This is a genomic window from Martinezella miluonensis (assembly GCF_900094545.1).
In the GTDB taxonomy this organism is placed as follows: Bacteria; Pseudomonadota; Alphaproteobacteria; order Rhizobiales; family Rhizobiaceae; genus Rhizobium; species Rhizobium miluonense.
In genome coordinates, this window is sequence record NZ_FMAH01000013.1 from 1 (window position 1) to 13,198 (window position 13,198).

General features: G+C 58.7%; 12 protein-coding genes. 7 read left to right on the forward strand and 5 right to left on the reverse strand.

What is annotated here, in order from left to right:
• Nucleotides 1-189: 189 nt before the first annotated feature.
• Complete coding sequence (phaR, locus tag GA0061102_RS13140) at nt 190-762, reverse strand: polyhydroxyalkanoate synthesis repressor PhaR (RefSeq protein ID WP_092847967.1); 573 nt, start codon at nt 760-762, stop codon at nt 190-192.
• Between the two features lie 240 nt (nt 763-1,002).
• Here phaR and GA0061102_RS13145 point away from each other — a divergent pair, with 240 nt between their 5' ends.
• Nucleotides 1,003-2,184 carry an acetyl-CoA C-acetyltransferase gene (locus GA0061102_RS13145; protein ID WP_092847970.1) on the forward strand — a complete coding sequence of 394 codons (1,182 nt, stop codon included), beginning with the start codon at nt 1,003-1,005 and terminating at the stop codon, nt 2,182-2,184.
• 97 nt (nt 2,185-2,281) lie between these two features.
• The gene (gene phbB / locus GA0061102_RS13150; RefSeq protein ID WP_092847973.1) at nt 2,282-3,007 is read left to right on the forward strand and encodes a beta-ketoacyl-ACP reductase; all 726 of its coding nucleotides are present in this window, start codon (nt 2,282-2,284) and stop codon (nt 3,005-3,007) included.
• Nucleotides 3,008-3,155: 148 nt separating this feature from the next.
• On the opposite strand, the gene GA0061102_RS33155 is transcribed toward phbB, so the two are convergent.
• From GA0061102_RS33155 to GA0061102_RS13160, 3 genes are all read right to left on the reverse strand, one after another.
• Nucleotides 3,156-3,329 (reverse strand): hypothetical protein, encoded by a 174-nt coding sequence (locus GA0061102_RS33155; protein WP_167667975.1) that lies wholly within the window; start codon nt 3,327-3,329, stop codon nt 3,156-3,158.
• A 152-nt stretch (nt 3,330-3,481) separates the two neighbouring features.
• Nucleotides 3,482-3,739 carry a YMGG-like glycine zipper-containing protein gene (locus GA0061102_RS13155; protein WP_208858648.1) on the reverse strand — a complete coding sequence of 86 codons (258 nt, stop codon included), beginning with the start codon at nt 3,737-3,739 and terminating at the stop codon, nt 3,482-3,484.
• Nucleotides 3,740-3,782: 43 nt separating this feature from the next.
• Complete coding sequence (locus tag GA0061102_RS13160) at nt 3,783-3,938, reverse strand: DUF3309 family protein (RefSeq protein ID WP_075853478.1); 156 nt, start codon at nt 3,936-3,938, stop codon at nt 3,783-3,785.
• A 1,290-nt stretch (nt 3,939-5,228) separates the two neighbouring features.
• On the opposite strand from GA0061102_RS13160, the gene GA0061102_RS13165 reads away from it, so the two are divergent.
• The 5 genes from GA0061102_RS13165 (at nt 5,229) to GA0061102_RS13185 (ending at nt 11,560) form a co-directional block, all read left to right on the forward strand.
• A complete protein-coding gene (locus GA0061102_RS13165) occupies nt 5,229-8,366 on the forward strand; it encodes a helicase-related protein (protein WP_092847978.1) in 3,138 nt (1,045 codons plus the stop codon).
• A gap of 3 nt (nt 8,367-8,369) precedes the next feature.
• The gene (locus tag GA0061102_RS13170) at nt 8,370-8,774 is read left to right on the forward strand and encodes an RNA-binding S4 domain-containing protein (RefSeq protein ID WP_092847981.1); all 405 of its coding nucleotides are present in this window, start codon (nt 8,370-8,372) and stop codon (nt 8,772-8,774) included.
• A 206-nt stretch (nt 8,775-8,980) separates the two neighbouring features.
• Nucleotides 8,981-9,319, forward strand: a complete 339-nt coding sequence (fdxA, locus tag GA0061102_RS13175; protein WP_092847984.1) for a ferredoxin FdxA — start codon at nt 8,981-8,983, stop codon at nt 9,317-9,319.
• 396 nt (nt 9,320-9,715) lie between these two features.
• The gene (locus tag GA0061102_RS13180) at nt 9,716-10,288 is read left to right on the forward strand and encodes a CarD family transcriptional regulator (RefSeq protein WP_092847987.1); all 573 of its coding nucleotides are present in this window, start codon (nt 9,716-9,718) and stop codon (nt 10,286-10,288) included.
• 408 nt (nt 10,289-10,696) lie between these two features.
• A complete protein-coding gene (locus GA0061102_RS13185; protein ID WP_092847990.1) occupies nt 10,697-11,560 on the forward strand; it encodes an RNA polymerase factor sigma-32 in 864 nt (287 codons plus the stop codon).
• A gap of 37 nt (nt 11,561-11,597) precedes the next feature.
• Here the strand turns inward: GA0061102_RS13185 and GA0061102_RS13190 are convergent, their stop codons facing one another.
• Nucleotides 11,598-13,130 (reverse strand): M48 family metalloprotease, encoded by a 1,533-nt coding sequence (locus GA0061102_RS13190; protein ID WP_458550469.1) that lies wholly within the window; start codon nt 13,128-13,130, stop codon nt 11,598-11,600.
• Nucleotides 13,131-13,198: the final 68 nt, after the last annotated feature.

A 13,198-nucleotide genomic window follows, 5' to 3' on the forward strand; every position in this document is an offset into this window, starting at 1 on the left:
CCCGATCAGTCCCTGAAATGTATCCCATGAAAATGGCCGCATCGTTTCCAATGCGGCCACCTTAATTGATTTGCCGGACTTCTCACACAGGCTGGTTTCGCCGGCCTTTTTCGCTTGTGGGCCTAAGATTTCGTTGATTCCAAAGAGCCTTGACGGCTCTCGCATCCGCTGCAGATGCGAGGACTGATCTTAGAGGCTATCCAGCTTGCTCTGCATGGCGCGGAGCTGTTCCTTCAGTTCGTCGATGTCCTTAGCTTCGGCCTTGCGGCTTTCTTTGGCCGGCGGCTTCATGAAGGGTGAGAACATCTGCATGGCTTGCTGGAACATCTCGGTGTTGCGGCGAACCTGTTCCTCGACCATCTGCATCGGCAGTTGCAGGTTCTTGCCGAGCGGCGTTTCACCGAAGGCGCGGTTCATCTGCTCGCGCATCTGTGTTTGCTGCTCGGTGAAGGCGCGCATGGAATGTTCCAAGAAGCTAGGCACGACCATCTGCATCTGATCGCCGTAATAGCCGATCAACTGCCGAAGGAAGGAAATCGGCAGTAGCGTGTTACCGGTCTTCGATTCCTGTTCGAAAATGATCTGCGTCAGGACCGAATGCGTAATATCCTCGCCGCTTTTGGCATCCTGGACGGTAAATTCCTCGCCCTTCTTCACCATCTCCGCCAGGTCGTCCAGCGTCACGTAAGTGCTGGTGCCGGTATTGTATAGGCGGCGATTGGCGTATTTCTTGATTACGATCTGGCCGTCATTCTTCGCCATTATCAGTCTCCTGGCCCCGTCTGATTGTATGGAATACTCCTCCACCGCTGAGTGTAGACGCAAAAGAAGCTTGGTGACAATCGGTTTGTGCGATGCGGCAAGCCCTTTCCTTTGATTGGATTTTTGTGAGCGATGACGGCTTCATGAAATCTGCGCACCGGAAATTCTTGCAGTTTGACTCTGGCGCAAAGCTTTGACAGTTTCGACTTATATACACGTTCGTTCAGTGAGGAGGCTTTCATGACCAGTTCATCTATCGTCGTCGCCAGCGCGGCTCGCACCGCCGTCGGCTCCTTCAACGGCGCGTTTGCGACCGTCCCGGCTCATGAGCTTGGAGCCGTCGCCATCAAGGGCGCGCTGGAGCGTGCTGGCGTCGATGCCAAGGAAGTCGACGAAGTGATCCTCGGCCAGGTCCTGCAGGCCGGCGAAGGGCAAAACCCGGCTCGCCAGGCTGCGATGAAGGCCGGCATTCCACAGGAAGCGACCGCATGGGGCGTGAACCAGCTTTGCGGCTCCGGCCTGCGCGCCGTCGCACTTGGCATGCAGCAGATCGCGACCGGCGATGCGAAGATCATCGTCGCCGGCGGCCAGGAATCCATGTCGATGGCCCCGCACGCCGCGCATCTTCGTGGCGGCACAAAGATGGGCGACATGAAGATGATCGACACCATGATCAAGGACGGCCTGACTGATGCCTTCTATGGCTATCACATGGGCATCACGGCGGAAAATGTCGCGCGGCAGTGGCAGCTTTCGCGCGACGATCAGGACCAGTTTGCCGTGTCCTCGCAGAACAAGGCCGAGGCTGCGCAGAAGGCCGGGCGTTTCAAGGACGAGATCGTTCCTTTCACGATCCAGTCACGCAAGGGCGACGTGATCGTCGATGCCGACGAATATATCCGCCACGGCGCGACGCTGGACGGCATGGTCAGGCTGAGGCCTGCCTTCGACAAGGAAGGTACAGTGACCGCCGGTAACGCTTCCGGCCTCAATGACGGCGCTGCCGCCGCCGTTCTGATGACCGAGGCTGAAGCCTCGCGCCGTGGCATCCAGCCGCTTGCCCGCATCGTCTCCTGGGCGACTGCCGGCGTCGATCCGCAGGTCATGGGCACAGGCCCCATTCCGGCCTCCCGCAGGGCGTTGGAGAAAGCCGGCTGGTCCGTCGGCGATCTCGATCTCGTCGAGGCCAATGAAGCCTTTGCAGCCCAGGCTTGCGCCGTCAACAAGGACCTCGGCTGGGATACGTCGATCGTCAACGTCAATGGTGGCGCGATCGCCATCGGTCACCCCATCGGCGCCTCCGGCGCCCGTATTCTCAACACGCTGCTGTTCGAAATGAAGCGCCGTGGCGCCCGCAAGGGGCTTGCTACGCTCTGCATCGGCGGCGGTATGGGTGTCGCAATGTGCTTCGAGGCGCTCTGAGCGTCTCAAGCGAGAATTCCTGAAGACGTGGTGAAAGTGGAGAGGGCGCTCGATGTAGGAGCGTCCCGTCTCCGCAGCAACAAAAGGGGAGTGGCACATGAGCAGAGTGGCATTGGTAACCGGAGGGACGCGCGGCATTGGAGCGGCTATTTCGATGGCGCTGCACAATGCGGGCTATAAGGTGGCGGCAACCTATGCCGGCAATGACGAAAAAGCCCGGGCTTTCCACGATGTGACTGGCATCTCCGTCCACAAGTGGGATGTGACCGACTATGAGTCCTGCGGCAAGGGCATCGCCAAGATCGAGCACGATCTCGGCCACGTCGAAGTCCTGGTCAACAATGCCGGTATTACTCGCGATGCCATGTTCCACAAGATGACGCCGCAGCAGTGGCACGAGGTCATCAATACCAACCTCACCGGCCTGTTCAACATGACGCACCATGTCTGGCAGGGGATGCGCGAGCGCAGCTTTGGCCGAATCATCAACATCTCTTCGATCAATGGTCAGAAGGGGCAGATGGGGCAGGCGAACTACTCTGCCGCCAAGGCTGGCGATCTCGGCTTCACCAAGGCGCTTGCCCAGGAAGGGGCCAACAAGAACATCACCGTCAACGCCATTTGCCCAGGCTATATCGGCACGGAAATGGTGCTTGCGGTGCCGGAAAAGGTGCTGAACGAGCGGATTATCCCGCAGATCCCCGTGGGACGCCTCGGCGAACCGGAGGAAATCGCCCGCGTCGTGGTCTTCCTTGCCAGTGACGATGCCGGTTTCATCACGGGATCGACCATATCAGCCAATGGCGGACAGTTCTTCGTCTGAGCGGATTTCTATATCTAGAGCGTTTCCGCTTTTCTTCGTTCGAATCGCGAAAATGCTCTATCTTCTTGTTTCGTTACGCATCCGGACGGAAAACTGCTGTGCGCTTTTTCTGGAAATGCTCTCAGGGATTGCCGGGTAAGCCCGGCAATCATCCCCGGCCCGAGCCGGCCGATTGCCGTTGTCGCGGCTTGAATTCCAGGATGACGGCTTCCGGCGCCATGCGCTGTTTTTCCTTGTTGCAGGCCCTGACCGCGCAGCCGAGCGCGTAAAAGGTCGTGCCGACGAGTGCGAATGCTGCAATGCTTGCGATAATTGCGGCCATGACGCCGGTCCTTTCTCAAAACACTGCTTCATCCCCGCAAACAGGCTGGTGCGGGAAAGGAATCGTCTCTCAAATTGCCGCTTCAAGCGTCCGGTGTGCCAAGCTTGAATGTCATGACCGGCCGACAAGTCGGCCGGTCATGAAACTTGGTCTTAGCGGCAACGAGCCTCATAGCGGTTGCCATAGCGGTCGCGGTAGATGCAGTAGCCGCGGCGTTCATGCGACTGGCCGATGAGGTTGCCTACGAGGCCGCCGGCGACTGCGCCAACAGCTGCGCCACCCCAGCTATGAGTGGCAACGCCGCCGATCAGAGCGCCGGTGCCAGCGCCGATGGCTGTGCCTTTTTCCGTTGCCGTGCACGACGCCAGTGCGCCGACGATGGCGATCGCGACGATGATCTTCTTCATGATGTTAGCTCCTGGTGCTTCGAAGTTTTCAACAATGATCTGCGGATCAGATCCGCCCCATCAATAGCAGAATAAGAACAATGACGAGAACAAGCCCGAGACCACCCGACGGGCCATACCCCCAAGCGCGACTGTAGCCCCAACTCGGAAGTGCGCCAATCAGCAGCAGAATCAGTATCACAAGCAATACTGTACCAAGCATGATATGTCTCCTCCATGTCCGTGCCCGAATATTCCCAACGCCTTGAGCCATCCAGCGACACGCTTCAGAACCTCTACCGTGACCGCTCGCGATGCGCGCAGACGGTGTTCCCAGCACTTCTGCCTTAGAAACTTGCGTGGCATAAAATTGTTCCGGCTAAGAAATAAAAATCCCGACGCCGAGGGCATTCATGGTCTGCGAAATCTTAACGCGGTGGCGCGAGCCGGCAGGAACCGCGGGTAAGGCGAGACTTAATCTTATGGTTAAAATATAATTAAAATACAATAGGTTGCGGTGAACAAAACGGGAAAAAGCCCATGTCTGCGATTCGTCGACGATTCGTTCTGCATTTGAGCCTTGGTTAATATGGAAGCCGCTGGAGCACGATGGCGATCCCTCCGGACGAAGGGAACAGCGGGAAGCCGCCATGGGCGGAGGCCGCCAATAGTCGCCGAAAAGTAGCGTTTGGGAGGGCTCGATCGGTTAACGCAAGGGTGTTTGCGGAGGAGTTCGCGAACATGCTGGTTCTTCATGTCGCGATGTCGCCCCATCCGCGCCACCATATATAGCCGTGAATAAATGAAATACATGCATGAATCAGCGATTCGTCGCCGAATCGTTCGAGCTTTGATCGAAGCGTTAATGTCTGCAATCTATGAATGTAAATATCGATTTTTATATTTGCGCTCGCCGAAAGACTGATCGCAATCCACGATTCGGCTCGAATCGCGACTTCAACCATCGAGAGTCCAGTATGAATCGCTGGCGAAGACGCTACATATTGTGGGGAACAAAGGTAGAATCGGCCGAAATCAGCGATTCGTCGCCGATTCGTTCCGGCTTTGACCCGAATCTTAACAAGGCGGCTGGAATCGGAAAAATAGTTATCCTTTACAAATGATTAACCATGGTCGCTTGCGAAAAGCGGCTTCGTTCGGATTCATCACTTGACTCGTTTTCACATGGAGAGGCCGGTGAAATCGCGATTCAGTATCTGGTGGGAATCTATGATTCGAATTCCATATGTAGTAGCGAACACATGGGGAACACTATCGAGTCAGCGATTCGTCGCCGATTCGTTCTCAGGCTGTTCCGGAATCCGCTGGACTCGTATGGGATGTAGGGGCAATGTATCTTCCAGTTGAAACGACCCATTGCGAAATCGATTGTTCCGGCTACTGTTTTTTCATTCAGGTCTTGCCTTTGTCACATATGGTCGTCATCTCTTCCTTTCTTCCAAGAGGAGCTTGCTGATCGGAAGACGGTAGTTTCTCGCCCATACACGGACCAATGACTAAAATCTCGCAGCCTATGATCCTGAGCGGACGCGGCGTAACCGCGGTGCTCGGACCGACCAATACCGGCAAGACCCATTATGCCATCGAGCGTATGGTGGCGCACGGCAGCGGCGTTATCGGCCTGCCGCTGCGGCTGCTGGCGCGCGAGGTCTATACTCGCGTGGTCGAAAAGGTCGGGGCTCAGAATGTCGCCCTCGTCACCGGCGAGGAAAAGATATCGCCGCCCAATGCGCGCTATTCGGTCTGTACGGTCGAGGCCATGCCGCGAGAGACGCGGGCCTCTTTCGTCGCCATCGATGAGGTGCAGTTGGCTGGCGACCTCGAGCGCGGCCATATCTTCACGGACCGCATTTTGCATTTGCGCGGCCGGGATGAGACGCTGCTGCTCGGTGCCGGCACGATGCGGCCGATTCTCGAGCAGCTTCTGCCCGGCATTACCGTTCTCGAGCGGCCGCGGCTTTCGCATCTCTTTTATGCCGGTCAGAAAAAGATCACGCGACTGCCGCAGCGCACCGCGATTGTCGCCTTCTCTGCCGACGAGGTCTATGCCATCGCCGAGCTCATCCGTCGCCAGCGCGGCGGCGCCGCCGTCGTGCTCGGGGCGCTCAGCCCGCGGACCCGCAATGCGCAGGTCGCACTCTATCAGGCCGGCGATGTGGAGTATCTGGTCGCGACCGATGCGATCGGCATGGGTCTCAATCTCGATGTCGATCACGTGGCCTTCGCTCAGGACCGCAAATTCGACGGTTACCAGTTCCGCAATCTCAATCCGGCCGAACTCGGGCAGGTCGCGGGTCGGGCCGGGCGCCATCTTAAGGATGGCACTTTCGGCGTAACGGGCCAGGTCGATCCCTTCGACGACGAACTGGTGCGGCGGATCGAGGGACACGAGTTCGATACGGTGAAAGTGCTGCAATGGCGCACCAAGGATTTCGATTTCTCCTCTATCGCCGCGCTGCGCGCCAGTTTAGAAGACGCGCCACGCGTGCAGGGCTTGACGCGGGCGCTGCCTGCGGTAGACCAGCAGGCGTTGGAATATTTGTCACGCGACCTGGAGATTGTCGATCTTGCCAGCAACCCGGCCCGGGTTGAGAAATTATGGGAAGCTTGTGCGCTTCCGGACTATCGGCGCATAACGCCCACACAGCACGCCGATCTCATTGCTACCCTCTTTTCCGATCTTGTGCGCTATGGCACGGTGAAAGAGGACTTTCTTGCCGAACAGGTGCATCGCGCCGATCGGACAGATGGCGAGATCGACACGCTTTCGGCACGAATCGCGCAGATAAGGACTTGGACCTATGTATCGAATCGGCCCGGCTGGCTTGCCGATCCGACACACTGGCAAGAAAAGACGCGGGAAATCGAAGATCGATTGTCCGACGCGTTACATGAGAGGTTGACGAAACGCTTTGTTGATCGCAGGACATCTGTGCTCATGAAGCGCCTGAGAGAGAATGCGATGCTGGAAGCTGAAATCAGTGTAAATGGGGATGTCTTCGTTGAGGGGCATCATGTGGGACAGTTGACCGGATTCCGGTTCACGCCTATCTCGGGAACCGAGGGGCCGGACGCCAAGGCTGTCCATGCTGCCTCGCTGAAGGCGCTCGCGCTGGAATTCGAGGCGCGTGCCGCCCGCATGCATGCGGCCGGCAATGGAGATCTTGCGATCAGCGCCGATGGTCTGGTGCGCTGGCTGGGCGATCCCGTGGCGCGCCTGTCGGGCAGCGAGCATATAATGCGGCCGCGTGTCATCCTGCTCGCCGACGAGCAGCTGACGGGCAATGCGCGCGATCATGTCGCCGCCCGTATCGAGCGCTTTGTGAATCATCACATCAGCACAATCCTGAAGCCGCTGGACGACCTGTCGCGCGCCGAGGATCTGCAGGGGCTTGCCAAGGGGCTGGCCTTCCAGCTGGTGGAAAATCTCGGCGTTCTGTTCCGCCGCGACGTTACCGAAGAGGTGAAGTCGCTGGATCAGGATGGACGCGCCTCCATGCGCCGCTACGGCGTCCGCTTCGGCGCCTATCATATTTTCGTGCCCGCACTGTTGAAGCCGGCTCCGGCCGAACTCATCACCCTGCTCTGGGCATTGAAAAATGATGGCCTCGACAAGCCGGGCTATGGCGATCTGATCCCCGTGCTCGCCGCCGGCCGTACGTCTGTTGTCACCGATCCAAGCTATGAGCGCATGTTCTACAAGCTTGCAGGCTTCCGGTTCCTCGGCAAGCGTGCGGTGCGTATCGACATTCTCGAGCGTTTGGCGGATTTGATCCGTCCGCTTCTGCAGTGGAAGCCGGGCCAGGCTTCGCGTCCCGAAGGTGCGTATGATGGCCGCCGGTTCACGACGACGACGGCGATGCTCTCCATCCTCGGCGCGACGCTGGAGGACATGGAGGAAATCCTCAAGGGTCTCGGCTATCGCGCCGATTCCGTAAAGCCGGAGGAGGCTTCAGCCTTCCTCGCTCAGCAGGATACGAATGCCGCACCGGCGCCGGCTGCTGAAGCCGCTGCCGAAAAGGCGGATCACGACGATGCCGACGCCGCTGGCGAAGAGCCGGCTAAGGAAACGGAAGCCGCTGCGCAAGAGGCAGCTCCGGCTGCCGAGGTTGCGGCAGTTGAAGTTGCCGCAGTCACGGAAGCAGCACCAGATGCCGTTGCCGCCGAACCTGTTGAGCCAAAGCCGGTTCTGCTTTGGCGTCTTGGCGGCCGCAGCGATCAGCAGCAGCGTCAGGGCGGCCGTGGTCATCATGGCGATCGCCGTGGCCAGCAGGGTGAGGGCCGCGGTCAGCAAGGCAATCGTCGCGGTGGCGGCGAGCAGGCAAGCGGGGAAGGTAATCGCGAAGGCCGCGATCGTCGTGACGGGCGTGAAGCTCGTGGCGGAGACAAGGGCCCGCGCGGCAACAATCGCGAGGGCGGACGTCCGCAGCAGCAGGGCGGCCGTGGCGAGCGCAACGACCGTCAGGAGCGTGGCGACCGGAACGACCGCAACAATCGGAACGACCGCAACAACCGCGGCGCGTCGCAGCCTTTGCGCTTCGAAGCCAAGCCGCCGCGCAAGGAAAAGCCGATCGATCCGGATTCTCCTTTCGCAAAGCTCGCTGCCCTGAAGGAGCAGATGAAGAAATAAGCCATGAAGGACGAGAAGCAGCCATTTTCCGGTTCGCGCCAGCGCATCGACAAATGGCTCTTCTTCGCCCGCATGGTGAAATCCCGCTCGCTGGCCCAAGTTTATGTGCAGAACGGCAACGTGCGAGTCAATGGCGAGCGGGTTGTGCAGCCAAGCTACAACCTCAAGGCCGGCGATCGAATAGAGCTTTCTCTCGAACGCCGCGATGTCATTCTCATCGTGCGGGCAACCGGCGACCGCAGAGGCCCCTTCGAGGAAGCCAAGCTGCTCTACGAAGACCTGACGCCGCCGCCGAGTGAGACAAAACACCTCACCGCTTTAGAGCAGGCTCAGCGAGCGCCGGGCAGCGGCAGGCCGACAAAGCGCGACCGGCGCGCAATCGATCGCCTGATCTCGGATGATGATTAGAAAACTCTGTCTTTCGTTCGTTGTTTTGAAGATTGTTTGTCCTTGAAATTGGGCAGCAAAGTCGATACCTCACGATCAACCTGCCGGTAACCAGCCGAGCGGCGAGTCTGCGCGTGGCGCATTCGTCTGTTCGTTCGGCTCCGTGGAAGGGTGCGACGTTCCAGGTTGCACAGCCGCGGAAGCTAGAGTCATTCCTGGAGTGCTTCATGACATATGTCGTGACCGATAATTGCATCCGCTGCAAGTATACCGATTGCGTAGAAGTCTGCCCCGTCGACTGCTTCTACGAAGGCGAGAATTTCCTCGTTATCCATCCTGACGAATGCATCGATTGCGGCGTCTGCGAGCCGGAATGTCCCGCCGAGGCGATCAAGCCCGATACGGAGCCGGGCCTCGACAAGTGGCTGAAGATCAATGCCGAATATGCATCCATCTGGCCGAACATCACCGTCAAGCGCGATGAGCTGCCGGAAGCCAAGGAAATGGATGGAGAGCAGGGCAAGTTCGAGAAATACTTCTCGACGAAGCCCGGCGCGGGCGATTGATCTGAGGCGGTGACAGGCCGCCCATAAAGGTGTAGTCGATATCGTACGGAGCGAATCACCTCGCTTGAGCCGCAAGGCTGTCAACGTGGCCTTTTTGGCGTGCGTGAAGCAAATTATTGATTTCCTCAGATTTTTGTGATACCTTGCTCACACTGATCCACAGCGGCATTTCGCATGCCCAAAACCATCACGAAAGCAAATCACCAATCCGTACGCGGTTTCCCTGACATATCAACGTTTTGTGTGTCGGGTCTAAGGTCGCGATGGGCGGGTTTCTTTTTGCATGAGTCTGGCTGGACCAGAATTGAAGTCACTTGACGGTACTCCGTCTCATCCGGGCCTGACTGACCCGGCCCCGGCCCTTGACGGGCGCGTAACAGGGAGTTTTTGAAAAGAATGACGATCCAGCAGAAAAAACCTTCAGCAGCACGCCATGGCTTCAAGACTGGTGAAGCGATCGTTTATCCGGCCCACGGTGTCGGCACGATCACCGCAATTGAAGAACAAGAAGTCGCGGGCATGAAGCTCGAGCTGTTCGTAATCGACTTTGAGAAAGACAAGATGCGTCTGAAGGTGCCGGTGGCCAAGGCCATGAGCATCGGCATGCGCAAGCTTTCCGAAACGGATTTCGTCGATCGGGCGTTGAAGGTCGTGCAGGGCAAGGCTCGCGTGAAGCGCACCATGTGGTCGCGTCGCGCCCAGGAATACGATGCCAAGATCAATTCCGGCGATCTGATCTCGATCGCAGAAGTGGTTCGCGATCTCTATCGCGCCGAGAACCAGCCCGAGCAGTCCTACTCCGAACGTCAGCTTTATGAAGCTGCGCTCGACCGCATGGCGCGCGAAATTGCCGCAGTCAACAAGATGTCGGAAACCGAGGCCGTTCGCCTTGTCGAAACCAATCTCAACAAAGGCCCGAAGCGCGGCAAGATCGTCGAGGACGACGATTCCCAGGACGAAGCCGCATAAAGCCAAGGCATAAGCTACTGCTTTCAAAAACCCGGCCATCGCGCCGGGTTTTTTCTTTGGAACCTTTTTCGTCCTGCCGCGTTTAAAGCTTCGTGTTGGCGGTCCGTGTGGGTGCACTCCGGTGGGAGAGTTTTCCAAACAGGCCGTTTATGGACATTCACGAGGACCGGCCTATGCGTTGTCATTCGAAGCCCCCCGGCGATCTGAAGATGCTTCAATCGTCAGACCCATTCGCTGAGATCGAACTAGACTAGTCATCGATCATCCGGCGAACCGGATATCGGTCTCCAATTTGAAATTTCATTCATTGATTTCCATCCGAACAGCGATGTTCGGAAACGATGCTTGTTGCCCTTTTCGTCGACCGCGGCATTAGAGACGATTTGAGGCCGAACCTAGGAGATACATATGACGAATATGTCTGCAGATCGGCGTATGATCAAAGTTGCGATGGCTGCTCCCTATCTCGATCGCGACGAGGAACATGACCTTGCCATCCGCTGGAAGGATCATGACGATCGTGGCGCGCGCAATCAAATTGCCACTGCCCACATGCGCCTTGTCATTTCGATGGCAGGCAAGTTTCGCAATTTCGGACTGCCGATGAGCGATCTCGTGCAGGAAGGATATGTGGGCCTGCTGGAAGCAGCTGCCCGCTTCGAGCCGGAGCGCGAAGTGCGCTTCTCGACCTATGCCAGCTGGTGGATCCGTGCCTCGATTCAGGACTATATATTGCGTAACTGGTCGATCGTACGCGGTGGCACGAGTTCGGCGCAGAAGGCGCTGTTCTTCAATCTCCGCCGCCTTCGCGCCAAGCTCGCCCGCAGCAATTCCGGCGTCACCGTCCAGTCCATTCACGAAGAAATTGCAGTAACGCTTGGCGTCAGCCTTGCCGACGTGCAGACCATGGATGCGCGCCTTTCGGGTAGCGACACCTCGCTGCAGGCCCCTTCGATCGCGGGCGATTCCGAAAGTGCCGAGCGCATCGATTTCCTCATTAGCGCCGAGCCGCTTCCCGATGAGCAGGTGTCCGACATGATCGACGGCGAACGCCGTCGCGTGTGGCTGGCATCGGCGTTGAAGCATCTCAACGAACGGGAAATGAAGATCATTCGTGCCCGCCGCCTTGTCGAAGATGGGGCGACGCTTGAGGAGCTCGGTGCCGATCTCGGCATTTCCAAGGAGCGCGTGCGGCAGATCGAAAGCCGCGCCATGGACAAGCTCCGCATCGCGCTGGTCGATGCCGATCCGGGCATGGCAAGCTACGCCTGAAAGCAACCTTCTCCCGCTCGGGAGAAGGCAAAGGTTCTTAATCAGCTATAATCTTGACCTTGTCGCCCACGGCAATGCTCGCACCGGTCGGCATTGCATTGATCAGCTTGAATAGGTCGAGCTTGCGGTCTGTACCCATCATGCGGGCGGCAAGCGTGGTGATCGTGTCGCCCGGCTTGACGGTGACGACGCGGACGCGCAGCGGCTTCAGAGATGCTGCCTCTTCCGGCGTCATGTGACGGAAGCTCGAGCGCAGCACATTGGCCGTCTGATTGAGCTGGGCGATATTTCCCTTCGGAACGGCCGTTAGGAAACGGAAGATCTGCGTACGGTCACGGATGACAGTGACGTCGAAATCCCAGCGATCGGCGGAGGCGCGCGCGGTGGCTGCCGGCATGCCGTTGACGGTGATCGATTTGATCGACGAGGGGTCTAGGCCGGTCACCCAGCCGCTGGAAATATAGTTCGTCAAATTCTGGTTCTGGGTATCGGCAACGCCGTCGAAGCGGATGGCGATGTCGCCTGGACCGGTCGCCATGACGGCCTCGACCTTGTTGTCGATGCGGAAGTCGGGCGGCACGTCGAAGCGGATGCCGAGGCCGCCATGCAGGAAGGTCTGGCCGCGCACATAGCCTTCCTCGGGGCTGTCGCCATAAAGCAGGCCGTCGATGCCGTTCAGATAATAGTCCCGACCGCTGTCGCCGACCTTGCGTTCTTCGCCGAATTCGCGGGCATGGGCCTTGGCGAGATCGATACGCTGCGGGGTACTCGGGTGGCTCGAAAGGAAGTCCAGGCTCTGGTCGGCGTCGGAATTGGCCGACATGAAGCGGCTGTAGTCTTCCATGGCGTTCAGGAAGCGCGCAGCCGCATAGGGGTCGTAGCCGGCCTGGCCGAGCGTGCGGATGCCGATCTCGTCGGCCTGCAGCTCCTGCTGGCGCGAGAAGGCGGCGAGGCGCAGCTTGCCGCGCGCGAGCGCCTGCTTGCCGGCAAGATCGCTCGATAGGACTTCGGCAACGACGCGGCTGGCGATAACTTCCGCCTCTTCGCGCTTCTGCCGTTCGATGCCGTGATTGGCTGTCACGTGCGCCATTTCGTGCGATAAGACGGCAGCGACTTCCGAGGCGTCGTTGGCCAATGCCAGCAGGCCGCGCGTCACGTAGAGATAGCCGCCCGGCAGTGCGAAAGCGTTGATCGACGGCGAATTGAGAATGGTGATGCGGTAGGACTGCTGCGGATTTTCCGACACGCTGGTCAAGGCGCCGGCGATACGGGCCACCAGGCGCTCGGTCTTTGCGTCCTTATATTCACCGCCATAGCTCGCGAGAATGCGCGGATGCTCGCGAGCGCCCATTTGCGCGCGCGGATCGTTCTTCTGCACCTCGGATACGATCTGCGGATTTGCCGATGGCGAGACGCTCGGCTGATAGGACTGATCCATCACAGACTGGCAGCTGTTCAGGATCGTCGCGGCGACAAAAAGCGGGGCCAGGTGACGCAAACGGGCTGCGGCGGTCACCCTGATCCTTCGTTCTGCTCGTTCGCTGTGCTTCTTTACCAGTGTCTCGCTCATTTCGCTGCCATGCCGGCTCGGCGCCAAATCCGGTTGATCGTTACCGGGCAGGTCGATCATCGCCGCGT

Coding starts and splice junctions, on each gene's coding strand:
- phaR (WP_092847967.1), bottom strand. CDS start 762: ATGGCGAAGAATGACGGCCAGATCGTAATCAAGAAATACGCCAATCGC.
- GA0061102_RS13145 (WP_092847970.1), top strand. CDS start 1,003: ATGACCAGTTCATCTATCGTCGTCGCCAGCGCGGCTCGCACCGCCGTC.
- phbB (WP_092847973.1), top strand. CDS start 2,282: ATGAGCAGAGTGGCATTGGTAACCGGAGGGACGCGCGGCATTGGAGCG.
- GA0061102_RS33155 (WP_167667975.1), bottom strand. CDS start 3,329: ATGGCCGCAATTATCGCAAGCATTGCAGCATTCGCACTCGTCGGCACG.
- GA0061102_RS13160 (WP_075853478.1), bottom strand. CDS start 3,938: ATGCTTGGTACAGTATTGCTTGTGATACTGATTCTGCTGCTGATTGGC.
- GA0061102_RS13165 (WP_092847978.1), top strand. CDS start 5,229: ATGACTAAAATCTCGCAGCCTATGATCCTGAGCGGACGCGGCGTAACC.
- GA0061102_RS13170 (WP_092847981.1), top strand. CDS start 8,370: ATGAAGGACGAGAAGCAGCCATTTTCCGGTTCGCGCCAGCGCATCGAC.
- fdxA (WP_092847984.1), top strand. CDS start 8,981: ATGACATATGTCGTGACCGATAATTGCATCCGCTGCAAGTATACCGAT.
- GA0061102_RS13180 (WP_092847987.1), top strand. CDS start 9,716: ATGACGATCCAGCAGAAAAAACCTTCAGCAGCACGCCATGGCTTCAAG.
- GA0061102_RS13185 (WP_092847990.1), top strand. CDS start 10,697: ATGACGAATATGTCTGCAGATCGGCGTATGATCAAAGTTGCGATGGCT.
- GA0061102_RS13190 (WP_458550469.1), bottom strand. CDS start 13,130: ATGAGCGAGACACTGGTAAAGAAGCACAGCGAACGAGCAGAACGAAGG.